At 53.8% G+C, this 22,506-nt stretch carries 21 protein-coding genes, 1 tRNA gene and 1 other RNA gene; 14 read left to right on the forward strand and 9 right to left on the reverse strand.

The features are described from left to right. The first annotated feature begins 53 nt into the window (after positions 1 to 53). From P1S59_12055 to P1S59_12085, 7 genes are all read left to right on the forward strand, one after another. Positions 54 to 130: transfer RNA gene (locus P1S59_12055), tRNA-Ile, on the forward strand. Between the two features lie 201 nt (positions 131 to 331). Continuing rightward, complete coding sequence (locus P1S59_12060; protein ID MDF1526985.1) at positions 332 to 1,453, forward strand: Nif3-like dinuclear metal center hexameric protein; 1,122 nt, start codon at positions 332 to 334, stop codon at positions 1,451 to 1,453. Positions 1,454 to 1,507: 54 nt separating this feature from the next. Then, a complete protein-coding gene (locus tag P1S59_12065; GenBank protein MDF1526986.1) occupies positions 1,508 to 2,206 on the forward strand; it encodes a C4-type zinc ribbon domain-containing protein in 699 nt (232 codons plus the stop codon). 4 nt (positions 2,207 to 2,210) lie between these two features. Next, positions 2,211 to 2,750, forward strand: coding sequence for a ribonuclease HI family protein (locus P1S59_12070; GenBank protein MDF1526987.1), 540 nt, complete (start codon positions 2,211 to 2,213; stop codon positions 2,748 to 2,750). A gap of 225 nt (positions 2,751 to 2,975) precedes the next feature. Next, positions 2,976 to 3,461, forward strand: coding sequence for a tetratricopeptide repeat protein (locus tag P1S59_12075; GenBank protein MDF1526988.1), 486 nt, complete (start codon positions 2,976 to 2,978; stop codon positions 3,459 to 3,461). Positions 3,462 to 3,708: 247 nt separating this feature from the next. After that, an RNA gene (rnpB, locus tag P1S59_12080) (RNase P RNA component class A) lies at positions 3,709 to 4,118 on the forward strand. 233 nt (positions 4,119 to 4,351) lie between these two features. Beyond that, positions 4,352 to 5,047, forward strand: a complete 696-nt coding sequence (locus P1S59_12085) for a response regulator (protein ID MDF1526989.1) — start codon at positions 4,352 to 4,354, stop codon at positions 5,045 to 5,047. Between the two features lie 132 nt (positions 5,048 to 5,179). Here the strand turns inward: P1S59_12085 and hemG are convergent, their stop codons facing one another. The 5 genes from hemG to P1S59_12110 all read right to left on the reverse strand — a co-directional run bounded on the left by hemG (position 5,180) and on the right by P1S59_12110 (position 10,455). Further along, positions 5,180 to 6,607: a protoporphyrinogen oxidase gene (gene hemG / locus P1S59_12090; GenBank protein ID MDF1526990.1), complete on the reverse strand. Its 1,428-nt coding sequence runs from the start codon at positions 6,605 to 6,607 to the stop codon at positions 5,180 to 5,182. Further along, positions 6,604 to 7,056 carry a MarR family transcriptional regulator gene (locus P1S59_12095; protein ID MDF1526991.1) on the reverse strand — a complete coding sequence of 151 codons (453 nt, stop codon included), beginning with the start codon at positions 7,054 to 7,056 and terminating at the stop codon, positions 6,604 to 6,606. The genes hemG and P1S59_12095 overlap by 4 nt, the downstream gene beginning before the upstream one ends. A 188-nt stretch (positions 7,057 to 7,244) precedes the next feature. After that, the gene (hemH, locus tag P1S59_12100) at positions 7,245 to 8,252 is read right to left on the reverse strand and encodes a ferrochelatase (protein ID MDF1526992.1); all 1,008 of its coding nucleotides are present in this window, start codon (positions 8,250 to 8,252) and stop codon (positions 7,245 to 7,247) included. Between the two features lie 66 nt (positions 8,253 to 8,318). Next, positions 8,319 to 9,341 (reverse strand): uroporphyrinogen decarboxylase, encoded by a 1,023-nt coding sequence (hemE, locus tag P1S59_12105; protein ID MDF1526993.1) that lies wholly within the window; start codon positions 9,339 to 9,341, stop codon positions 8,319 to 8,321. Beyond that, positions 9,334 to 10,455 carry a radical SAM protein gene (locus tag P1S59_12110; protein ID MDF1526994.1) on the reverse strand — a complete coding sequence of 374 codons (1,122 nt, stop codon included), beginning with the start codon at positions 10,453 to 10,455 and terminating at the stop codon, positions 9,334 to 9,336. Before P1S59_12110 ends, hemE begins: the two co-directional genes overlap by 8 nt. Before the next feature lie 300 nt (positions 10,456 to 10,755). Between P1S59_12110 and P1S59_12115 the strand changes: the two genes are divergently transcribed. Together P1S59_12115 and P1S59_12120 are read left to right on the forward strand one after the other, a co-directional pair. Further along, entirely contained in the window at positions 10,756 to 11,532 is a 777-nt protein-coding gene (locus tag P1S59_12115; protein ID MDF1526995.1) for a TIGR00730 family Rossman fold protein, read from the forward strand. A 6-nt stretch (positions 11,533 to 11,538) separates the two neighbouring features. Then, positions 11,539 to 12,822, forward strand: a complete 1,284-nt coding sequence (locus P1S59_12120; GenBank protein MDF1526996.1) for a hemolysin family protein — start codon at positions 11,539 to 11,541, stop codon at positions 12,820 to 12,822. 380 nt (positions 12,823 to 13,202) lie between these two features. On the opposite strand, the gene P1S59_12125 is transcribed toward P1S59_12120, so the two are convergent. Further along, the gene (locus tag P1S59_12125) at positions 13,203 to 13,799 is read right to left on the reverse strand and encodes an epoxyqueuosine reductase QueH (GenBank protein MDF1526997.1); all 597 of its coding nucleotides are present in this window, start codon (positions 13,797 to 13,799) and stop codon (positions 13,203 to 13,205) included. A 203-nt stretch (positions 13,800 to 14,002) separates the two neighbouring features. Between P1S59_12125 and P1S59_12130 the strand changes: the two genes are divergently transcribed. After that, positions 14,003 to 14,290: a PxxKW family cysteine-rich protein gene (locus P1S59_12130; GenBank protein MDF1526998.1), complete on the forward strand. Its 288-nt coding sequence runs from the start codon at positions 14,003 to 14,005 to the stop codon at positions 14,288 to 14,290. A 91-nt stretch (positions 14,291 to 14,381) separates the two neighbouring features. Here P1S59_12130 and P1S59_12135 read toward each other — a convergent pair whose 3' ends face one another. Beyond that, positions 14,382 to 15,644 carry an OFA family MFS transporter gene (locus tag P1S59_12135; protein MDF1526999.1) on the reverse strand — a complete coding sequence of 421 codons (1,263 nt, stop codon included), beginning with the start codon at positions 15,642 to 15,644 and terminating at the stop codon, positions 14,382 to 14,384. A gap of 699 nt (positions 15,645 to 16,343) precedes the next feature. Beyond that, complete coding sequence (locus P1S59_12140; protein MDF1527000.1) at positions 16,344 to 17,249, reverse strand: radical SAM protein; 906 nt, start codon at positions 17,247 to 17,249, stop codon at positions 16,344 to 16,346. Positions 17,250 to 17,482: 233 nt separating this feature from the next. Between P1S59_12140 and P1S59_12145 the strand changes: the two genes are divergently transcribed. From P1S59_12145 to P1S59_12155, 3 genes are all read left to right on the forward strand, one after another. Next, positions 17,483 to 18,535, forward strand: coding sequence for a DUF933 domain-containing protein (locus P1S59_12145; GenBank protein ID MDF1527001.1), 1,053 nt, complete (start codon positions 17,483 to 17,485; stop codon positions 18,533 to 18,535). Between the two features lie 189 nt (positions 18,536 to 18,724). Continuing rightward, positions 18,725 to 19,618: an ATP phosphoribosyltransferase gene (gene hisG / locus P1S59_12150; protein MDF1527002.1), complete on the forward strand. Its 894-nt coding sequence runs from the start codon at positions 18,725 to 18,727 to the stop codon at positions 19,616 to 19,618. Positions 19,619 to 19,828: 210 nt separating this feature from the next. Continuing rightward, positions 19,829 to 20,260, forward strand: coding sequence for a hypothetical protein (locus P1S59_12155; GenBank protein ID MDF1527003.1), 432 nt, complete (start codon positions 19,829 to 19,831; stop codon positions 20,258 to 20,260). 516 nt (positions 20,261 to 20,776) lie between these two features. Here P1S59_12155 and P1S59_12160 read toward each other — a convergent pair. After that, positions 20,777 to 21,328: a Rho termination factor N-terminal domain-containing protein gene (locus P1S59_12160; protein ID MDF1527004.1), complete on the reverse strand. Its 552-nt coding sequence runs from the start codon at positions 21,326 to 21,328 to the stop codon at positions 20,777 to 20,779. Positions 21,329 to 21,398: 70 nt separating this feature from the next. On the opposite strand from P1S59_12160, the gene P1S59_12165 reads away from it, so the two are divergent. Then, entirely contained in the window at positions 21,399 to 22,376 is a 978-nt protein-coding gene (locus tag P1S59_12165) for a TIGR01212 family radical SAM protein (GenBank protein MDF1527005.1), read from the forward strand. Positions 22,377 to 22,506 lie beyond the last annotated feature (130 nt).

The following is a 22,506-nucleotide window of genomic DNA, read 5'->3' on the forward strand; positions in this document are numbered from 1 at the left end:
GGGATGCATATAAGGTTGACAAATGACACGAATCAAGATACATAGAGATGTTCGGGCCCATAGCTCAGTTGGTTAGAGCCACCGGCTCATAACCGGTAGGTCCTCCGTTCGAGTCGGAGTGGGCCCACCAAATAAGAGGTTTCGGATTTGACGATTTTTTTCAGAATAAGGAATGATGCAGGAGTGAGGGAAAGCCTCACGGAAAAAGGTGCCCGACCATGAGGGTCCCAGAAAAAGGCCTGGCAGCACCCTACCAGCCCTGACGCCAGAGAACCAGGTGCACTCCAAAAGGAGTGCACCTTTTTTATTCCCTATCCATTGGTGTAAAGAATTGAAAAAAGTTCCGACCGTTAAACAGATCATTAAAACCATAGAAGAGATCGCCCCAAGGGATCTCGCATTGCCCGGAGACCCCGTGGGTCTGCAATGCGGCGAACCGGAAAGGCTTGTGAGCCATCTGATGGTATCCCTGGATGCCACCCTGGAAACGGTAACCCAGGCAGCAGGATCTAAAGTCGACCTGCTTGTCACACACCATCCTCTACTGTTTGAACCACTGACCCAGGAAAACATTCTCGGACCTGCGGCCAAGGCCCTTGTCAGGGCGATCCGCGAGGATCTTGCTGTTTATAGCGCCCACACCAATCTTGACGCCTCCGCTGACGGGATCAACGATTCCTTTGCCAGCCTTCTCGATCTGCGCGATCGGAAAATTCTGCAGTCAAGCACCCCTGAGCATTTCAAAGTGGTTGTTTATGTTCCCGGGAAGCAGCTGGAGCGGGTGAGGTCAGCTGCCTTTAAAGCGGGAGGCGGCCAAGTGGGAGATTACAGCGGCTGCTCTTTCGCAATCGAAGGTGTGGGTACCTTTCACCCTGGAGAAGGCACCTCTCCCACGATAGGGCTGCCAGGGCGCGATGAAAAGGTTCAGGAAGCAAGGCTTGAAATCTCCGTGCAATCTGCGGTCCTGGGGGCGGTTCTTTCCGATGTGCGGGCGGCTCACCCTTACGAGGAGCCTGCTATTGATGTGTATCCTGCAATATCCAGCACCCAGGGCACCGGTTTCGGCATTTCCGGGGTGCTCCCACAGTCCGCAATAGTGGGGCAGGTCGCAGCCAGGGTCGGTTCTGCGCTGAATGCAGGCTCTATGAGACTTGTGGGGAAGAAGAGCAAAAAAGTAAAACGTGTTGCTGTGTGTGCCGGGAGCGGTGCTTCCCTTCTCGACGCCGCTGTCGCAGCCCGAGCCCAGCTGTATATTACGGGGGACGTGAAGTACCATGACGCCCGAAAGGCTGAGGAAATGGGTATCAATGTACTGGATGTTGGGCACTTTCCCCCTGAGAGGTACGGGCTGAATCGCTTCGGGAAGCTTCTTGAAAAGAAGCTTGTCGAACAGGGGTTAATAATACAGGTTTCATATGCCAAGGAGAGAGATCCCTTCGTGTCGGTATCATGATCATTGGACGAAAGGGCTAGAGAGTATAATTCAAGGAGGAAGAAGGTGAAGAGCATGCTAGACAGACTGGTAACTTTGCAGGAAACGGATGAAAAGATCGTAGCTTTTCAAAAAGAGGAGGAGCAGATCCCGCGGGAGATTCAGGAGAAGGAAAAAACCGTTGGTATTCTCGAGGAGGAATACAATCAGATCCGAGCCGCTCTGGATGAACTCGAGAGGCAGATCTCGGAGCTTAACCTCGAGCTCAGTGAGGTCAAAGAGCACCAGCGACGATCCCAGGCTCGAGCTTTAGCGGTCAAGACTCAGAGGGAGTATCAGGCCGTTCAAAGGGAGTCAGATGTCGCCAAAAAGCGCCGAGGGGAATTGGAAGCCCAGATCAAGGAGTTTATAGAGGAAAAAGGGGTGATCCAGGAAAGCAGCCTGGAAGTAGAATCCCAGATGGGGGATGGGGCAAAGGTCCTCAAAAAGGAGCGTAACGAGGCCGATAGCCGGTTGAAAAAGCTCCAGAGCGAGCGAGAGGGCCTTGAAAAAACACGGGCGGTGGAAGCGGACCTCATCGATCCGGTGCTTCTGGGTAAATACCAGAAGGTCTTTGAACGCTACAGGGGTAAAGGTGTTGTCAGAGTCGGCGGAGGGGTGTGCAACGGTTGTTTCATGACGATCCCGCCGCAGCTTTACAACCAGGTGCTGGCTCAAGGGGGTATCCACCATTGCCCCAACTGCGGTCGCATCATTTATGTCGACCAGGAATGATCCGATGCGGGTGCTTCGGCACCTTGCTGACACCATGGACATCGAGCAGACTCTGGAAGCCTTCCCCGGAATGACCAGAAAGGTTCTGGCAGGCATTATCCGTGGAGTGACAGGCACAGATCAAAGCACCTGGTCCACTGCGGTTCTGTCGGTGGACGGTGCGGCCAGGGGAAACCCTGGAAAAGCTGGTGCCGGTATTGTTCTGGAAGCAGCTGATGGTTCTGTCCTCAGGATCGGAGAGTATCTGGGAGAGGCCACCAACAACGTGGCCGAGTACAGGGCCTTGATTATCGGAATGCAAAAAGCGGCTGAATTGGGTGTCAGCAAGCTGAAAGTTCGATCTGACAGCGAACTTATTGTGAAGCAGCTTAATGGACAGTACAGGGTCAAGAGCCCCCACTTGCAGGACCTTTATTTTTCAGCGATCAAGGAGATTTCCTCGTTTGAGAAGGTGACCTTTACGCATGTGCCGAGGGAGCAAAATAAAGAAGCGGATCGGATGGCTAATCTGGCGATCGACGCCAAAGGAAAAGTCCAGCTATAGGGTTGGGCGGCTGTCAATAGCACACTATCTACTTCATACTCCCTTCTCGGGAATCCTCACCCCGCCGCTGGCGGGACTCCGGTATTCCTCGGGACTCTGGCCTTGCATCTGACGTACTCTGACCGCCCTTAAATTCAAGGCAGCGCATAAGCGGATACTATTTTTCAGAACTCAAAACTCAGAACTCAGAACCATTTTCTTCCCCGCTGGAGGTGGACACCTGATATGGCTTCAAAACAGCCCATAGTCAAACAGACCGCCTGGCTGTCCTTAATACCTCAGCTGCTCATTCTGGTGATTTTCATTGTCCTGGCCTCATTCTCAGGCACCCAAAACCCGGCGATCATGGGATCGTTGGCCTATATATCAGCATCGGTGCTGCTGAGAAAAACCCTTGCCCAGCACCACAGAAAAGGAATGGCTCATTTCAGGAAAGAAGAGTTCGCTCCGGCTCTGGACAGGTTTCAGCAGAGTTACGATTTTTTCAGTCACAACAGGTGGGTCGATGACTGGCGATATGTCACTCTTATGTCTTCCAGCAGGATCAGCTACCAGGAGATGGCCCTTTTGAACATGGCGTATTGCTATGGCCAGCTTGGAGAGGGAGATAAGGCAAGAGCGTTTTATGAAAGAACACTCCTGGAATTTCCCGATAGTGCCATGGCCAAAGCTGCGATTAATATGCTGGATTCCGCAAAGAGCAGTATCTAAGTATGGAGGTGTAGAGGTGTCTAAGTAAACATAGTGCCCAGGTCACCATGATCATGTTCCAGATTTCAGATTTTACCTGGACACCTAGACACTTAGGTACCGCTCTTCCTTCCGCGTCCCCGGGTCTCGTAATAACACCACTGGACATTAGACTTTGGACATAGGACTGTTCTCCCACGCTCCCACTCCGTGTCTGTTTTACCCCCCCCCTTTGCCATTTCCGCATATTGAGTTAGTATATTCCTGCAAAGTGGTCCGGGTGACCGCTTGCCCCGCCACTGGCGGGGTGAGAGGAAAGTCCGAGCACCGAAGGGCAGGATGGTCGGTAACGCCGACCGGGGGCGACCCCAGGGAAAGTGCCACAGAGAGCAGACCGCCCGTCTTCGTCACGCCGCTGGCGTGACTTCGACGCGGTAAGGGTGAAAGGGTGAGGTAAGAGCTCACCAGTGCCGGTGGTGACACCGGCAGCTAGGTAAACCCCATCCGGTGCAAGGCCAAATAGGGGAGCGTAAGAGGGCGGCCCGTTCAAAGCTCCCGGGTAGGCCGCTAGAGGCCGTCGGCAACGGCGGTCCCAGATGAATGGTCACCCATCGACAGGCTCAGGGCAAGCCTCTGACCTGTTGAAGACAGAACTCGGCTTACAGGACCACTTTGCACTATATGTTTTGGGGTCAGACCCTGCCGCTTCACCTCTTGTGTAATTGGTGAGACGGCAGGGCCTGACCCCCCCATTCCTGGCAGCCGAATGGCATTGGAGCCTATGGTTGCGGCTTCCGCCGTTTCGCGAGGGACCGGAACAGTTTTGCCCCCTGCCGGCCCCCTAGGAACCGTTCTCAAAGATGAGGAAGTAATACAAAAAGGCTTATCATTGGTGAAAGGTGAGCAGCCCCATGAATGAACCAAAAACAGTCCTTGTGGTCGACAAATCAGAGCAGGTCCGTGAGCATCTGCTCAAATTACTGACCAGATATGGGTACAAGGTCCTGGAGACAGGATCTTCCTCGGACGCCATTGACATTCTGGGTGACGGCGACGTTGATCTTCTCCTCGTGGAGGTGGGGACTCGGGGTCATGTCGAGGGAACCATGATAGCGGAACTGAGATCGACTCCCCCCTTGAAGGATATCCCTGTGATCGTTCTGGCTGCCTCAGAGGATGTTGGCGATGTGGCTAACTGGGTCAGCAGCGGCTGCAATGATTTTCTCCTCAAACCGGTTAATCCCAGACTGCTTTTTCAGCGGGTACAGGCTCTTATCGAGGCTCATCCAAGAGCATACAAACGCGCTCCATGCAACGTTTTGGCAGAGGGAACAACGGGGTCAGAACATGTAACCGGAGAGTTGCAAGAGGTAGGGGAAGGGGGAGCAAGTCTTGTCCTGGACCGCCAGCTTGCTACCGATGACATCTTGAAACTGACCTTTAAATTACCTCGCCAGCCGGGTGTTTTGACACTGGGCGCAGGGATCATCTACGTGCAGGGTGTAAAGGGCAGCTACATCCACGGCCTGAAATTTATCATAATAGACAGGGAAACGAAGGAAAGGATCAAACAGTTTGTGCAAGACACCATCCTGCAGGACTCCTGATGTTGTCCTGCAGTTTTGACGCTGAGACGCGATGACGCGGAGAACAAAGGTCTTTCCCCGTGTCTTCGTGTCCCGGAGTCTCCGTGTCAAATGGTCTTAATAAACGTGTCTCCCCTTCTCCCCGTCCCCGTGTCATGACTGAGAAAGTGCCGCAAGCACTTTCTCAGCGGCCACCTCCGCTTCCCTGACACAGTCGTTTATTCCCACCCCCCGATAGGCGTTGCCTGCCAGCACAACACCAGGCGGCAGGTTGGCTTCGGCCTCTGCAAGCCGGTCAAGGTGTCCGACAGTGTAGAGGGGGATGGCTTCTTTCCAGCGGATTATGGTTGAAAAAGAAGGTTCAGCTGTCAGTCCCATCGTGGCTGCCAGCTCCGCCTTAACTGTAGTTAACAGCTCTTCGTCGGGGAGGAAGGGTGTTTCGTGGTCTCTGGCACCTCCTACCATGACCCGGATGAGAAAGCTGCCCTTCGGGGACCTGTGTCCGGGAAAGATACTGGAGGTCCACAGGGCGCCGAGAATCTTCCTGTTTTCAACTTTCGGGATCAGGTATCCAAAACCCACAGGAGGGCTGCGGAGTTCACTCAGTTTATATCCGACCCCAACGATAGCCATGGGGGAATAGGGGATCTGGGAAAGGATCGCGCTGCTTTGTGGCGCCGCATCCCGCAGGATGCCGGCAGCGCTGTCAGCAGGTGTGGCAACGATGACGCTGTTGGCTTTAAACTCTCCGCCATCTGTGCGAACTAAAAGCCCCCCGTTGACGACACTCAGTTGGTTGACTTTAGCGCCGGTATGAATGTGTTCTCCCAGGCCAGATGCGAGACGATCAGTAAGCTGGGAAACACCATTTTTAAAGCTTGTGAGCACCCCTCCAGGGCCGGAAGGGCCTGAGGATATCCCCCCCTCCTCCCCTCTTTTTTTAGCCCTTTTTCTTTGAGCTGCGATGCTGAGCATGGCCCTGGTAAGTCCCCCGTACTCTTCCTCAAGCTGAGCGATGCGGGGAAAGGCGGCTCTGAGGCTCATCCTGGAAGGATCTCCGGCAAAGATCCCCGAGACCATCGGGTCGAGCAGCCGCTGAAGTGCTTCCTTGCCCAGGCGACGCTGGGCGAATTCGGCCAGGGATGTGTCCTTGCCCCTTGGAGTGGTGGAAGCCAGAGGTTCAGCCATTATGCGCAACCGCCCGAGAATGGAAAGAGGCCCCCCCAGGAAAAAGCTTAACGGGGAAGCTTTGAGCTCATGAAGCCGCCCTCTGGAATAGATGAACCTTCTCGCAGAAGATTGATCACTGGGAAGAAGTTCCTTCTCCATGCCCAGGTCTTTGACCAGGTCCAGGGTCCAGGGCTTGCTGTCGAGGAAACCGTTGGGACCTGCCTCAACGGTATAGCCGCCTTCAAGGCGTGCATCGAACTTCCCGCCAGGCCTGCTTTCCCCTTCAAACAGGTCCACCTGAACGGAGCGCCCCTGGTTACGGGCGATCTTCTCCACAAAATGGGCAGCTGCAAGCCCCGAGATCCCGCCGCCGATGACAATGATCTTTCTGGTATCCGAAGATGTGCTCACATTTCCCTCTCTTCCCCGTGTATCGCCTTTTCCAGAATACGGACGAGTGTGTGAATAGCCCCGGCCAGGTTGGCCTGTTCCCCCGGCCCCAAATGGTGGAAAAGCTTCTGGTATCTCTGGAGTATCCCTTCCTTTACTTTTTCCAGCAGCAATTCTCCCTGCTCCGAAGCCGTCAGGACGATACTGCGACGGTCCCCGTCGGCAGTGGACCTTTCCACAAGTCCCATGGCCACGAGACGATCCGTCATCTGGCTGGCGGAGCTGGTAGCAACCTCAAGCTCCCGGCTCAGTGCGTTCAGAGTGCAAGGCCCCATATCGGAAAGGGAGAGAAGGGTTTTGTACTGGTTGTAGGTAAGATCCATGGTTTCGTCCACAGCTCCCCGCAGGTGCCCCATGGCCCTCATAAGCCTTGGGTAGAGCTGGGCAATGGTGTGGATGGGTGTGGACATGCTTGATCCTCCAGTATTTTCATAGTCTAATAATTAGGTAACCTAAATATTAGGCTAAAGAACAAAGGCTGTCAAGATGCCTGAAAATACTGGAGAATCAGCATGGGTGCATGGGAGCAGTGGAACGTGGGAGAAAAAAAGATAAGAGCAGGGATTGAAAGAACGAAGGTACTTCAGAGGTCCTGGGATTATTCCCCCATGCTCCCCCTCTCCCCCTCTCCCCCTCTTGCAGGTGCGGACGACCGCACCAGGTCCGCGAGTGAGGCAATAAAATCCGGCCGTGTATTCAGCGCCGGTGACCTTTCATAGATGGTGAACCCCAGTTCCATGGCGATCTCCCTGTGCTGGATATCCAGTTCGTATAGCGTTTCGATGTGGTCTGATACGAAAGACACAGGCACGACAACCAGAGGAGGTGCCCCCCTGGTTGAGAGCTCTTTCAGTTTGTCCTTTAGTGCCGGCTGGAGCCATTTTACAGGACCCAGGCGGCTTTGAAATGCGACTTGATGTTCACGTCCTCCCAACCTCTCCATTACCCCGTCAACAGTTGTGATCGTCTGATCAAGATAAGGATCCCCGCCTTCTATGAGGGATTCAGGTACACCATGGGCGGAGAAAAGGATAACGGCATCATCGCGAAGGTTTACGGGAATCCGTGCCAAGGCTTCCTCCACTGTATCTGCAAGAGCATCAAGATAGGGAGGGTGGCTGGCCCAGGAATCAATTATCAGAATCGAATCTTCAAAAGGGGTGCCTGGCAGGTTCATGGAAACATCTCTCAGGCATGATCCGGTCGTTGCCGAGCAGTACTGGGGATAAAGGGAAAGAGCGATCAGGCTGTCTGCCCCCGAGCGTGATGCCGCATCGACAGCATCGGCGATAAATGGATGCCAGTAGCTGAAGGCAGGCAGCACCGGACCGAAACCAGGGCCAAGAAGTTCCTCAACAGCGGTGGCCTGACCCTGCGTGATCGGTCCGATAGGGCTTTTTCCGCCGATAAGTTCATAACGCGGACGGACTTTGCGAGTCCGGCGTACCGAAAGAAAGGCAGCCAGGGGCCGTCTGAGAGCCGCAGGAAGGCCTAAAATGGCAGGATCGAGGAACAGGTTGCGCAGAAACGGCCGAACCGCCTCCAGGGAGTCAGGTCCGCCCATATTGAGGAGAAGAACGGCAGTCTGGCGCCCGCCTTGCGTCATCGCTTATGATAACCTCTCAAAAGGTTTCTTCAATCCATCTCGATGGACTTTTTGTGAACCCATCGACTACCGCCGGTATTCGTGGACGGCCTGGACAAGGGCGATGGCGTTGTCCATCGGCGTCTGGGGGAGGATGCCGTGTCCCAGATTGAAGATGTGGCCCGGTTCGGGACCGACCTCATCCATGATCCGGTGCGCTCTTATCCGGACCTCTTCCGGTGAGGCGAACAGGACCGTGGGGTCAAGGTTGCCCTGAACCGCCTTCTTTCTTCCAAAGGTCCTGCGTGCTTCGCCGATGTCCTGTCTCCAGTCGATGCCGATAACATCTGCGTCAATACTGTCCATGTGATGGGCGAGGTATGAACCGTTGTTAAGGTAATAAATAACAGGGGTGTCGTGCCGCTTCAGGTTTGCGATGACCTTCTGAACCGGTTTTAGTGAGAACCGCACATACTCGGGATCCGCCAGGATACCGCCCCAGGTGTCGAAGATCTGAATCGCCTGGGCGCCGGCGTCCACTTGTGCGTTTAGGTAGTTGATAACGACATCGGCGAGAAGATCCATCAGGTAGTCGGCCAGTTCCGGCCGGGAGTAGATGAGGCCTTTGATGTTGTGGAAGCTCTTTGTGGTTCCTCCCTCCACAGCGTAGGTCGCCAGTGTAAAGGGTGATCCGGAGAAGCCAATGAGGGGGACACGGCCATCCAGTTCCTTTTTGATCATGCGGATGGCATCCATGACGAACCCCACATCCTCTTCTGATTCGATGGTGCGAAGAGCTTTGATCGTCGCCTCATCCCGAACCGGTGAAAGGATTGGACCGACTTTGTCCTCGAAAGCCACCGAGATCCCCATGGGCTCCAGGGGAATGAGGATGTCAGAGAAGAGAATGGCGGCGTCCACGTTGAGAAGATCAATGGGCAGGAGAGTTACTTTGGTTGCCAGATCAGGGGTTTTGCACAGGGTGAGAAAATCGACCTGGCCGCGAACCTCCTGGTACTGGGGCATATATCTTCCGGCCTGGCGCATGATCCAGATGGGTGTATGGTTCGTTGGGCGTTTGAAGCAGGCGTCAATGTAGGTGCTATTCATTTGTTTGCTCCTCTTTTTTCAAGTCGCGGAGAACCTTTACAGGGACGTGGTCGCAGAAGGGTTCCTCTTCCATGTAATCATCGGAAATTGCAAGAGCTCTTGCCCGGCATCCCCCGCAAACACCAATATATTCACAGGAACCGCAGCGGCCCTTGTAGTCCTTGAAGCTTCTCATGTCCTTAAAAAGCTCGCTGCTGTCCCATATCTCTTTGAAGTGCTGCTGCTTTACGTTGCCTGCGGACTGGGGAAAATAGCTGCAAGGCTGGACCTCGCCCCGGCTGCCGACAAATGCGATGGATTGCGCGGCAATACAGCCTTTTCCTCCCCCGGTACCGAACTTGATGTTTCTACGTGTGAAATCAAGACCCTTGGCTTTTGCTTCCTGCTGGACGATGCGATAGTAGTGGGGTGCACAGGTGGGTCTGACCAGCATGTCCTTTTCTTCGAGCTCCATCTCGAAATGCCACTTCAGGATCCCGTCGTAATCTTCCTTGGAGATCAGCTCCGCCGTGAGATCCTCGCCACGCCCCATGGGAACGATCATGAACATGTACCAGGCAGTAGCTCCCATCTTCTTGGCCTGCTTGTAGACGTTGGGGATGTCATCCTGGTTGCGTTTGGTAAAGGAGGAGTTGATAAGGAACTCGATGCCGTGTTTTTTGAAAAGCCCGGAGGCCCTCAGTGTGTCTTCGAAGGCGCCTGGCTGCTTGCGGAAATCGTCGTGAATCCCGGCAGTGGAGCCGTCCAGGCTCAGAGAAACAATGCGGATACCCGATGCTTTTATCTTTTCACAGATACTATCATCGACAAGGGAGCCGTTAGTGGCCATGGCCATGCGCAGGCCCTTGCTTGTTCCGTAGGCGGCGATGTCGAAAACATCTTTTCGAAGAAGCGGTTCTCCGCCGGAGAGAACAACGACCGGGTGAGCGAAGGAGGTGATGTCATCGATGAATTTTTTTGCCTCATCAAGGGTGAAATCGCCCTCATCCGAACCCATACCTGATGATGATCGGCAGTGAATGCAGTTGAGGTTGCACTTACCGGTAATCTCCCAGGCGAGCCATTTGAGTTCGAAAATGTTTTCTTTAGTGGGTTTGGGTTGAGCCTGTGTCAAGGTGATACCTCCTGTTCGGGTCCGCCTTCTCCCCTCCCACCCTAAGGCTTTGAAGAATACGTGTCCCAGCAAAGCGTGCAAATTTATCATAATATTCAGTAAAATAAAAGTTAACCCTGATTTTAGTAATGTGAATGGAGTGCCCTCAAAAAGACGAAGTAGAAAAAGGAAAGTGGAAAGGAAAAAGTGAGCGCGACAGTTTATTAGAAAGGAATGTCACGTTGATGTCCTGGGCAGTATCTGATAAACCTAGATGACCTGCCGGTGGGCAGGTACCTTTTCGTCACGAAAGGAGTTCAATTGGGCGACAATGAGACCAGCCGTATCATCAAGGCTCTATTAGAAGAGGTTATTTCCAAGGAGATCCATCCTGTCCTCCAGAAGCTCCACAGGGGCCAAGCGGACAACAGGCGCGTGTTCCGTATGATGGCCGAGATGGTCACCGGTATGGAGGTCATGTCCAAGATCCCGGAATCTGTGAGTATTTTCGGGTCTGCCCGCTGCGGCCCTGAGGATGAGGTGTACAAGGCTGCCCGAAGTATAGGCAGGCGTTTTGCCGAAGAAGGTTATGGAGTGATCACGGGTGGAGGTCCCGGGGTCATGGAGGCGGCCAACCGGGGGGCCTTCGAGGGGGGGGGAACTTCAGTGGGTCTGAATATCACCCTTCCCCATGAGCAGTCGCCCAATAAATATGCCAACGTAGAGCTCACCTTCCACTACTTTTTCATAAGGAAGGTCATGTTCGTCAAATACGCCAGGGCCCTTGTCGTCCTGCCGGGGGGGTTCGGGACTATGGATGAGCTTTTTGAGTCCCTGACCCTTAAGCAGACCGGTAAAATGCAGAAATTCCCCATCATTCTCTTTGATCAGTCCTACTGGGGGGATCTGTACAACTGGCTGCAGGACAAGATGGTGGCAGGCGGCTACCTGGAGGAGGAAGAGTTGGAGCTGTTCTCCATGACCGATGATCCCGGCGAGGTTGTGGACCGGGTTCACAGGTATTGCCAGGCACAGAAAATCCGCCAGGAGCCGTACGTTTCCTACGTGGAGTCAGAGGAATTGTCAGAGGGTTTCTGATCAGTCATGGCAACTGTCCCCACCTGGGAGTGGGTAACCATTATTTGCTGTCTTTTTTTCTCGGCCTTTTTTTCCGGCTCCGAGACAGCTTTCGTCAGTCTGTCCAGAGCCAAATACCAGGCGCTTCTGCTGGCCAGGAACAAGGTGCGGGACCCCTTGAGCATCTGGGTGGACAACCCCAGCGGTCTGCTTACCTCCATCCTCATTGGAAACAACCTTGTCAATATCGGAGCTTCCGCCTTAGCCACCGACATCGCTTCCAAAATTTTCAAGAGCAGTGCACTTGCTTTAGCGGTAGGAGTCACGACCTTGGTGATCCTTGTCTTCGGGGAGATCACCCCCAAGGTGATGGCCAGAAGGTATGCGGAGAGGTATGTTCTATTGACCGGATATTCTCTGGTCCTTTTTCATTACCTTGCCTGGCCGGTGACGTGGATCTTAAACGGGTTGGCCCACGGTCTTATCCGGATGACCGGGGGCGACCCGGACAAGGGTTTTGCCACCGTGCAGGCTGACGAGATCCAGCTTCTCGTTTCCATGAGCGCCAAGGAGGGGGGCATTGACAAGTACCCGGCCCACCTCATCGACAGGGTCATCAGGTTCCACGGGAAGACCGTCAAGGATGCCATGGTGCCAAGAACCCAGATCATCGGACTTGAGCTTTCCGATGATGTTAATACGGTTCTTGAGATCGCCAATAAAAGTGGACACAGTCGGTTGCCCGTTTACAGAGAAAACCTGGACGAAATGGTGGGTGTCTTCCATGTAAAGGATCTTCTCATAGAGCCGATTTCCTCCTGGGACAATTATCTCCTGGAGCAGCATCTGCAGCCCCCTTACTTCATTCCCGAAAGCGCTCAGCTGGGAAGGATCATAAAGGAGTTTCAGAAAAGAAGCATTCACATGGCGGTAGTTGTGGACGAGTTCGGAGGAACGGAAGGAATTATCACCCTGGAGGACGTTCTGGAGGAGCTTGTGGGTGAAATACAGGATGAATTCGACCGCGAGGTGGTCATGGTGAAGACGCTGGCCTCCGGTGCTCTCGAGGTGTCGGGCCGGACGCCCGTTGAGGATCTCATGAGGGTTTTTCCAGAATGGAGCGGAGAGACCCCCTCCAAGACAGTAGGCGGTCTGATCATGGAGGTGACAGGAAGGGTGCCCTCACCAGGGGAAACCGTCTACATGGAAAGCCTCAAGTTTACTGTGTTGGGTTCCGACGAAAGGCAGATCAGGAGGGTTCAGGTGGAAAGTGTCCTGGACGGTACAGACACAGGCGAAAAAGATAGTTAATGCGATGAGTCGTTTGATCCAGAACTCGTAACACAGAATAGAGCCTGCCTTTTATATTTTTTCCTGTTCTAAACTTCAATTTTCCCTTGCGGCAAAATTCCTGCCATAAAGCTGAAAATATTTTGACTTATAAAACAAAGTGTTACAAAACCGTAAGTGCCAAGTGTTAAGCAATTATCACACTTATCCACAGATGTGGAAATACTGTGGATAAGGCTATTGCGAATTGAGGATTGAGAATGAAAAGACTGAATCCGGATTGCTTCAGGTTGGATCGGGTTTCCCCTTTGGACCTTGGATCCCTCGACAGGCTCGGGACAGGCTTTGGAAGTTGCTGAAGATGAGGAATTATACGAGTTTTACGCAGGGTGAATTGAGGGTCAAATCTTTTCTTCTGCGTTCTGCGTTCTGCCTGTCCCGAGCTCTGTCGAGGGGCGTCCTGCATTCTGCTTTTTACTGTATTCACATCCGCAGTAATCCTGCCGGTAGATACCGTACTCCTTCGTCATTTCAACGCTTCGTTTAAATCCATCCTGCTTTTTCAGGTCGGTGGCGAGGTACTTGACACCGAACTCCTCACCGGCTTCAGCTCCCAGCCGGTTTATCATGGCGGCGTTCTTGTGGGGACTGACCGTCAAAACGGCAGCGAAAGCGTCGAAACCCTTGTCACTGGCCAGCCGGGCAGTGGTCCTCAATCGTTCCCTGATACAGACCTCGCAGCGTAGGCCTTTCTCTGGCTCCTCTTCCAGGCCTTTGACGCTTTCGAACCATACTTCAGGTTCGTAAACGCCCGCAGTAAAGGTGAACCCCGTTGCACCTGCCAGGGTATTCATGGCAAATAGCCTTTTTTCGTACTCCTCCCCCGGGTGGATGTTGGAGTTGGAAAAAAGCCCTTCTGCTTGCCAATCCTGAGAGAGGCGTTCTATGCCGATCGTGGCATCGGGGGCGCAACATATGTGAATGAGTAGCTTTTTCATATTATTATCGGAGTAGCAAAGTGTCGGTGTCAGGGTGAAAGACCCAAATCGTCGTAAGGGATTTCACCCATTCACTCACTTACCCATACACCCATTAAAAATTCACACTTGCAATATTTTTCTAAAGCATATATAAATCGCGAGTTTTGCGCAAAGGTGTTTAACACCATCATGTTGATTAATGATTCAGGGAGGATGTAAAGATGATCTGTACAGTTTTGAAGGAGGAAATCGATTGTGTGTTCATGACCAAACAGGGCTGCAACTATAACGGCGGCCACTGTGAGCCTGTTGTTCAGGCCTGTGAAGGTTGTGGTCACATCAAGGAAGTGGACGAGGATTATTACTGCGTGACGAGCGCCAACCCTTCGGCCAAGTGGAACCTGGGTATCTGTAACTACGCGACTCACGTGGAGAAAGAAACACCGGTTGTGGGCAAAGCGAAAGTCAACCCGCTCAAAGCCGCCAAGAGGGCTGCCGCAGGCAGGTAAGAGATAAGAGGAAATGGAATGGAAAAAGGGCGGTTCCTTCCGGAACCGCCCTTTTTTTTGTTGTATTTCTGTTACGTGTACTGCTTGTTGCTTACCCGTCCACGTCCTGCATTGGCCTCTTGACTATCAAGGCAAGAACCGCGCCAATGATCGACATCATGGCCAGTGTGAAGTAGACTTTGTTGTAACCACCGGCAAGGTCGCCAACCTCTTTTGCCGTCTTCATGATCCCGGCGAAGTAGCCAGGAACTATGAATCCGCAGACACCCCAGGCGGTGAACATGATGCCGTAGTTGGCTCCAATGTTCTTTGCACCGAAATAGTCAGCGGTGAAGGAGGGCATCAGGGCCAGGTAGCCGCCGTAGGAGAACCCGACGACACACAGGCCGATAAGAACCTGCCAGAAGCTCTGGGCGTTCCTCAGGAGGAACAGGCAGGCGACGACATAGGTAGCGTACATGGTGGCGGTGGTCATGTTCCGGCCGATCTTGTCTGAGGTGGTACCCCAGGCCAGGCGTCCGAGACCGTTAAACAGGGACATGATGCCGAGGGCGGCCCCACCTGACATCACTGCAGCGCCCTTGGAGAGCTCCACGATGATCGGCTTGGCCTGCCCGATGGCGGTAATTCCCACAGCCGTTCCCAGGAAGTACATGATCCACAGGCAGTAGAACTGCCAGGTTTTCAACATATCACCAGGAGCATAGTCCTCCTTGGTGGGGGCGCCGGCTGCTGCGGGCGGCGACCATCCGGGAGGCGTGTAACCTGCGGGGGGGACCCGATAGACCTGAGCGGCACCGATAACACAGATGTAGAAGGTGACCGCCATGATAATAAAGGTTCTCGGGATCGTTGTAGCATACACCGCTGGATCGGTGCCAATGAGTTTCTCAATGAGAGGCGCGAAGATCATGGATCCGGCGCCGAAGCCCATAACCGCGAGGCCAACGATCATTCCACGTTTGTCCGGGAACCACTTCACGCAGGTTGCGATGGGCGTAACGTAAGCGAAGCCCACGCCGAGACCGCCAAGAATACCGTAGGCGAAGATCATGCCGCCGGGGGTATTCCCTATAAAGGAAGCCAGAACACAGCCGGTGCCGAGGAGGATACCGCCAACGCTACCGACGAGTCTCGGACCTTTCTTGTCCTGCCAGAAACCGGCTACGATCATGGCCAATGCGAAAAACGCCACCGAGTACCTGTAGGGCGCGATGCTCTGGGCTTTATCCCAGCCGTGCAGCACTTCAAGGGGACCCCTGAACACGGACCAGGAATAAAGCACGCCGAGGCACAGCTGCATAACGAGCGCTGCCCCGACGAATCGCCATCTGTTACCAAGATTTTGTTCCATTGATTCCTCCAAAGTTCTGTGGGAGGGATCCTTTCCCCTCCAGGGTTCATCCCATCACGATGTCCGAAGGGTCAATTCTGCTGACCTTTCAGCCTGTGAAGACAGATAGTCCGCCACCGACGACTGGCGTCGATGTGGACGTTGGTGGTCGGCTCCCACCTCCTTTCACAAGGGATTGTGTCTTTCGCTTTAATCCGGTTTCGTTCAGCTAGATCCCGGAGACATTTCAGAATTTAGAACAGTGTTTATAAGAAAAAAAGCCTCCTCAAAACTGCGCCATGCTTACCTAAGTGCCTGATTTTTAATGGTTAAAAGTGTATGCCTGGAAGCGACCCTGCCTTTGTTGTTATGAATAGTAAAACGATGTTTCCTTTATGTCAAGAAAAATATCAAACGCCGTTAAGCGTCATCAAATAAGCCCCCTTAAGTGAATTGAAGCACAAATCAGCTGTGCATTTAATGACAGAGTTTCTGATATCCAGGAGCTTGAAAAGGCGGTGTCTGATGTCTGGCTTCCAGTGTCTGGGAAAAAGGACGCGATTTGTGATTTGTGATTGATTTTGGTTATTTGAGGTATTTCTAGAACCTGGAATCTGGAACCTGTCCTGGTCCTGAGATCTGGTAAAATCTATAGACGACTGCGACCAGGACCTGGATCCCGGACACCATCGGTTGGATTGAAACCCTTTGTACATAGAATCAATCCAACCGCCTCAGTCCCCATTTTCGCGCCAGTTCCAATGCGTTCAGATAATCGGATTGCTGGAGAGGATCCCCGATGACAGGCTGTCCGACAGCCTCGTGACAAGGTCGGTATTGGGCCATCACGTTCAGATAGGTGTTAGTGGAGATCTCTTCTGCAAGGAAGCGGAAGGCCTCCTGGGAACCGGCCAGATCCCCGGGAAGGACCAGATGTCGGACCAGGAGGCCGCGGTGTGCGATGCCTTTTTCATCTGTGAGCAGGTCTCCTACCTGTCGGTACATCTCACCGACAGCTTTACCGATGACTTCCGGGTAGTCGTCAGCATCGGCAAGGGTTGCCGCTATGGACGAGTCAGTAAACTTGAGATCCGGCATATAGATGTCAAAGATGCCCTCCAGGAGTCTGAGGGTCCCGATGGAATCGTAGCCGCCGGTGTTGTAGACAAGGGGCAGCCGCAACCCCTCCCGGACCGCCAGGGATACAGCCTTGACTATAGCGTGGATCTGGTGGCTCGGTGTCACGAAGTTGATGTTATGGCAGCCCGACCGCTGCAGGGTAATCATGGCGGAGGCCAGCTCCGGGACCGGGATTATCTGGCCCCTGCCAAGGTGGCTGATGTCGTAGTTCTGGCAAAAGGTACAACCGAGGTTGCAGTTGGTCAGAAAAATGGTCCCGGAACCACCTGTCCCGGACAGGGGCTTTTCTTCACCGTAGTGAGGCTGAATGGAACTCACCACAGGGAGGTAACCGGTCCGGCAATATCCCTTTTCCCCTTCCTTCCTGGCAGGACCGCACTCCCGGGGACAAAGGGTGCAGGGCGAGGCCAGTTTTTCCAACTGCTCGACCCTGGCCTGCAGTTCATCTGGATCCATTTCCATGTATGCGGGAATAAAAGGTTTCACGGCTCTCCTCCGGGGTGTCCTCCGGGGTTGTGGAGGTGAAGTAAAGGTGGTAACAATCCGTGATTCGTGATCCGTTGATTATAAACATTGCGGCAATAAATAAAAGCAAGGTACAGGAAAGGAGAGGAATGTAGAAAGAAGAATGTATAACATAGAAAAAAACCGTTTTTCCCAAGTTGATCTCTGATTGGCCATTCTACGTTCTACATTTAACATTCAACATTCTACCTATTATGAAAATCGGTCTCGCAGGATATTCAGGGTCTGGTGTGACGACCCTTATGGCCCTCCTCTCGGAAGATATGGAGCTGGCGGGCAAGCACGGCGGCCCGGAGATCCGCTCCATTGCAGTTGACGATCCAAGGCTGGATCGGCTGGTGGATCTCTTTAAACCCAAAAAAATCACCCCTCTACAGGTGGAGATAGTGGAACTCGGAGACCTGCGGCCCCAGGAGGGTGGGGGCCTGCGGAAGGAGACCCTGGCACGTTCAGGCGGTCTGGACGCACTGGTTCTGGTTCTGCGCGGCTTTGACGCTCCCATGTCGCAAGGGTGCCGTCAGACTGAAGAACTTACAGAGGAGCTTGAGTCGCTCCTCCAGGAGTTTGCCATAGCCGACCTTATGCCCATTGAGAACCGCCTTGAGCGTCTCGGCAAGGAAGGTAAGCTGTCATCCAGGGAAGCGAAGCTGCTGACCAGGCTGAAGGACAGCCTGGAGGACGGACTCCCCATCAGGGGACTGGGGCTCGACAATGAAGAGCTGAAGGCCCTCTCGGGTTATAATTTTTTAACCCTCGTGCCGCTTATGGTGGTTGCCAGTCTGGGAGCGGAGGGTGTGGAAGATCACGTGTACCCGGACCTGACGGAACGCTGTCAGCGTGAGGGAATGTCCTATGTGGGGATCCCGGTCCTGGCCGAATTTGAGACCCTGGAGATACCCGAAGATGAAAGGGGGCTCTTCCTGGCGGATCTCGGCATCCAGGTGCCTGCCGGAAAACGGTTCATGGAAGCTCTTTTCACCCAGCTGCGCATCGTCACTTTTTTTACAGTAGGCGAAAAGGAGGTCCATGCCTGGGCCATTCCCGAGGGGACGCCCGCGGCCAAGGCGGCAGGAAAGATCCATACCGATCTGGAACGCGGCTTCATCCGGGCTGAAGTTATCTCCGGGGAGGAGTGCATTGCCCACGGAGGCCTGAACCAGGCCAAAGAGACAGGCAAGCTGAGGATCGAGGGGAAAGACTACATCGTCAAGGATGGAGAGATCTTTCACGTGAGGTTTAATGTTTAAATTCCAGTACCTGGTACTCAGGAGTCAGTAGCCAGTAGACTACGATCCGCAGTCAATGTCCGGTGGACATCAGCACCGTTTATTGATAGGTTTCGCATCTTTATGTCAGTCACCTGATCACGGATTGTAGACTACCAATTACCAATAAGTGAAAGTGAGGAACACATTTTGACCGATAAAGAGAAAGAAGTGCCGGAAAACGGCAACGGCAACGGGATACTCAAGCTGGGTATTCCCAAGGGGAGCCTGGAAGAGGCCACCATTGACCTTTTCCGCAAGGCGGGTTGGCGCATCACCCGTGGGTCGAGGAACTACTTCCCCTCGGTGGATGACGACGAGCTGACATGTTCCCTCGTTCGAGCTCAGGAGATGTCCAGGTTTGTGGAGGAGGGGATCCTGGACGTTGGCATCACAGGCCGGGACTGGATATTGGAAAACGATTCCGATGTGGCCTGGATAGAGGAGTTGGCCTACTCCAAGGTCAGCAGTCGTCCGGCCCGCTGGGTCGTCATAGTTCCCAGGAACAGCCCCTACGAGAAGATCGAAGACCTGGCCGGCAAGAAGCTGTCAACGGAGCTTGTGGACTTTACCAAAAGATATTTCGCTGAACGCAATATCGAAGTCAAGGTGGATTACTCCTGGGGCACCACGGAAGCGAAGGTAGTAGAGGGGATCGCTGATGCCGCCGTGGAGGTGACCGAAACGGGAAGCACCATCAAAGCCCATGGCCTGAAGATCATCCACGAGATGATGCAGTCCAGGCCCTATCTCATCGCCAACAAGAAGTCTTACCAAGACCCGGTTAAGCGGAAGAAGATCGACACCATCGCCATGCTCCTCAAGGGAGCGGAAAAGGCTATCGGGATGGTGGGCATCAAGCTGAACGTGCACCGGGAGCAGCTGGAAAAGATCGTTGCTCTTCTGCCGAGCCTGAACGCCCCCACTGTGGCCGGACTTTACCAGAGCGACTGGTATTCAGTGGAATCGGTGGTTTCCGAGGAGACGGTGCGCAAGTTGCTGCCGCGGTTACTGGAAGAGGGCGCCGAAGGGATCATTGAGTATCCGCTTAACAAAATAATATAATCGAGGATTGAGCATTCCGGATTCAGTATTGAACAGCAATAAACGGTGAACCGTGAGCTAATAGTCATTAAACACGGCCTGATCAGCCGTTCCAGGCGCATCTTTTATTCCAGCATTAAATCCTCAATGCTCAATTCGTAATCCTCAATTGATAACGCAAACCGGTCGGCCTTCCTTGTATGGTCGGCCGGTTTGCGTTATCCTGTTTGAGTGAAGAGATTTTCTGTTTCATCGCTACCATGGCTCCTTATTGTCACCCTCATTCTCGCCTTCTCAGCTGTTTGGCCGGCCGGAGAGGTAGAGGCCCGCAGCTCTTACTGGATCAGCGCCCGAGACAAGAACGCCTGCATCGTCTCTGCGGTAGTGCAGTACGACGAGCAGCTCGAAGCCCGGATTCGACAGGAAAACGGGATCGATAACGCCGTACTCCAGATGGATGTTAATACCAAGGAGCCGCAGGAGCTTTGCACCATGCTCATGATGCAGCAGAACGAGCACCGATGGCGGCCCCTTCTGTGTGTCACCAACCTCCGGGGGAACATCTACTCCGGACATCTGATCCTTCCCCCGGAGTTTAACCTGGTATCCCCTCTGGAGATCAGTCTTGGCGACCGTACGATCGAGGCGACGTTCATGAAGTGAAGGGGGATTCCGGATTCCGAATCCTGAATTCTCAATCCGGAATCCAGCCTTGCCTGCCATGTCGTAGCTGAGAGCGTAGGCGGGTCATCGCGAACAGTCAACCATGTGAAGCGATCCCGTTTCCTATAAACCGATGTTTTTAACGCAGAGGTCGCCCCTCGACATGCTCGGGACAGGCAAAGGGACGCAGAGAAGGAAACGGAGAAAGAGCATATGTTCCTTCGAAACGTATTGGCGTATCGGGGTGCCGGAGTGTCGGGGAAGAAACAGTGCGAAGTGCGTAAAAACCTTTGACATTGCGAGAGTAAGTATCAGGAAGTAATCTCCAGTTTTTGAGGTTAGATCATGCCGTTAGTGAGGATCGAGGTGAGGAGAAGCAGGGAACCTGAGGACTTTCAGGTACCACCGGGTAAAACTGAGGATTACACTCTGGTAGAAATAACCCTTTACGCCGATACAAAAAAAAGGCCGCCCATGGGGAGGCCTTTTTTTTGAGATCTGACATTTGAAATTAACTCAGACGCGATTGAGTAAGCGTCTGAGCTCTTTTTTCCTACCTCTCAGTTCCTTCATCTTGGCGGAGTCCTTAGCGGCAATAGCGGACTGGATCTGGGAATGCAGGGCCCTCTTCTCCAGCTTCAGGGCCGGGAGATCATGTTTCGCCCTGAGCCTGGTCTGGGTTTTGGTCAGTACGATCTCCTTGACCTTGGGCTCAGGTTCGGAAGCAGGAGCAGCCTTTTTCGGCTCGGGCTCAGGAGCTGCTTCAACGACAGGCTCGGGCTCGGGTGCGGGCTCCGGGGCTGCTTCAACGACAGGCTCGGGCTCAGGTGCGGGTGTGGGCTCCGGGGCTGCTTCAACGACAGGTTCGGGCTCGGGCTCGGGTGCGGGCTCCGGGGCTGCTTCAACGACAGGCTCGGGCTCGGGTGCCGGCGCGGGCGCATCCGATGCTCCAGCGATGGCGGCAACAAGGTCGGCCTTCTTCATGGCGGAAATACCGGGAACACCCAGCACTTTGGCCATTTCCTTAAGTTCGGCGACCGTTTTGCTCTCAAGTTCCTTGACATCCATGGTGAACTCCTTTCAACATTCGATTATGAAATATATTCAGCATATAAAGTTCGAGCTAAGAAGAACGTAAATGACTAACAGAACTGAAAAAAAGAGTCAACGTCCCTTTCTTTACCGTTCCTTCGCTTCCTACCTCAAAGAGGTGTTTGGCCGGACATTGAGGAAGGTGTCTCTCGACCCTGGTTTCGGGTGTCCCAACCGGGATGGGACTCTGGGTGTGGACGGTTGCGTCTTCTGCAACATGGAAAGCTTTGTTCCGGGCCATGTGCGTGTAGATGCGGACCCGGTGGAGCAAATTCGCCAGGCCAGGGAGGGAAAAGGGGATGCACCGTTCATTGCTTACCTGCAGGCTGGGACAGGGACTTACACGACGACTGCCCGGTTCCGTGAACTGGTGGACAACATCTGCGACCAGCCTGGCGTGGAGGGCCTTTTCATCGGCACAAGGCCGGACTGCGTGGACGGCGAGATGCTGGATGTCCTGAGGCCCTGGCATTACCGCAAACTGGTTTGGCTGGAACTGGGCCTCCAGTCAGCCAATGACTCTACTTTGGACCGCATCGGACGGGGTCACAACGTAGAGAGCTTTTCCAAAGCCCGCACACTTGCCTCAGATAGAGGAATCCCGGTGCTTGCCCACGTGATACTGGGCCTTCCCGGAGAGGGACCGGAGGAGATGATGAGCACAGCTTCCTACCTGGCCAGGCAGAGGGTTGAGGGGGTTAAGATCCACCACCTTCAGGTGATCCGGGGAACCAGGATGGAGGAGCTGTTTAAAGCAGGGGAAATTGTTCCCCTCACCATGGATTCCTATCCGGGCCTCGCGGCCGGGTTCCTTGAAAGGCTGCCCCCCTTTACTGTCATCCATCGGCTCGCGGCTGACGCTAGGGGCGACCTTCTCATCGCCCCCCGGTGGCCGGATCGGGCAAAGGTCATCGAGACCATACGGGAGCACATGTTGGAAGAAGGCAAGTGGCAGGGACGCATTTATATGGAAGAACGACGGGACACGGAGACACGGGGAATCTCCGACTTGGCGAAAAGATAAAATATAAAACTGGTTTACCGCAGGGTACGCAGGGTGATGCAGAGTAAGTCTTGAACCTTGATAGAGTCGCAAAAAGTCCAATCCGGGACTTTTCGCTCCACGGAAAGGGAAAAGCGTCGTTTTCCCTTTC

Source organism: bacterium, from assembly GCA_029210965.1.
GTDB lineage: Bacteria > BMS3Abin14 > BMS3Abin14 > BMS3Abin14 > BMS3Abin14 > JALHUC01.

Excerpts from the sequence above, each read along its gene's own strand:
- P1S59_12065 (MDF1526986.1), top strand. The coding sequence starts at position 1,508 with ATGCTAGACAGACTGGTAACTTTGCAGGAAACGGATGAAAAGATCGTA.
- P1S59_12070 (MDF1526987.1), top strand. The coding sequence starts at position 2,211 with ATGCGGGTGCTTCGGCACCTTGCTGACACCATGGACATCGAGCAGACT.
- P1S59_12075 (MDF1526988.1), top strand. The coding sequence starts at position 2,976 with ATGGCTTCAAAACAGCCCATAGTCAAACAGACCGCCTGGCTGTCCTTA.
- P1S59_12085 (MDF1526989.1), top strand. The coding sequence starts at position 4,352 with ATGAATGAACCAAAAACAGTCCTTGTGGTCGACAAATCAGAGCAGGTC.
- P1S59_12095 (MDF1526991.1), bottom strand. The coding sequence starts at position 7,056 with ATGTCCACACCCATCCACACCATTGCCCAGCTCTACCCAAGGCTTATG.
- hemH (MDF1526992.1), bottom strand. The coding sequence starts at position 8,252 with ATGACGCAAGGCGGGCGCCAGACTGCCGTTCTTCTCCTCAATATGGGC.
- hemE (MDF1526993.1), bottom strand. The coding sequence starts at position 9,341 with ATGAATAGCACCTACATTGACGCCTGCTTCAAACGCCCAACGAACCAT.
- P1S59_12120 (MDF1526996.1), top strand. The coding sequence starts at position 11,539 with ATGGCAACTGTCCCCACCTGGGAGTGGGTAACCATTATTTGCTGTCTT.
- P1S59_12125 (MDF1526997.1), bottom strand. The coding sequence starts at position 13,799 with ATGAAAAAGCTACTCATTCACATATGTTGCGCCCCCGATGCCACGATC.
- P1S59_12130 (MDF1526998.1), top strand. The coding sequence starts at position 14,003 with ATGATCTGTACAGTTTTGAAGGAGGAAATCGATTGTGTGTTCATGACC.
- P1S59_12135 (MDF1526999.1), bottom strand. The coding sequence starts at position 15,644 with ATGGAACAAAATCTTGGTAACAGATGGCGATTCGTCGGGGCAGCGCTC.
- P1S59_12145 (MDF1527001.1), top strand. The coding sequence starts at position 17,483 with ATGAAAATCGGTCTCGCAGGATATTCAGGGTCTGGTGTGACGACCCTT.
- P1S59_12160 (MDF1527004.1), bottom strand. The coding sequence starts at position 21,328 with ATGGATGTCAAGGAACTTGAGAGCAAAACGGTCGCCGAACTTAAGGAA.
- P1S59_12165 (MDF1527005.1), top strand. The coding sequence starts at position 21,399 with ATGACTAACAGAACTGAAAAAAAGAGTCAACGTCCCTTTCTTTACCGT.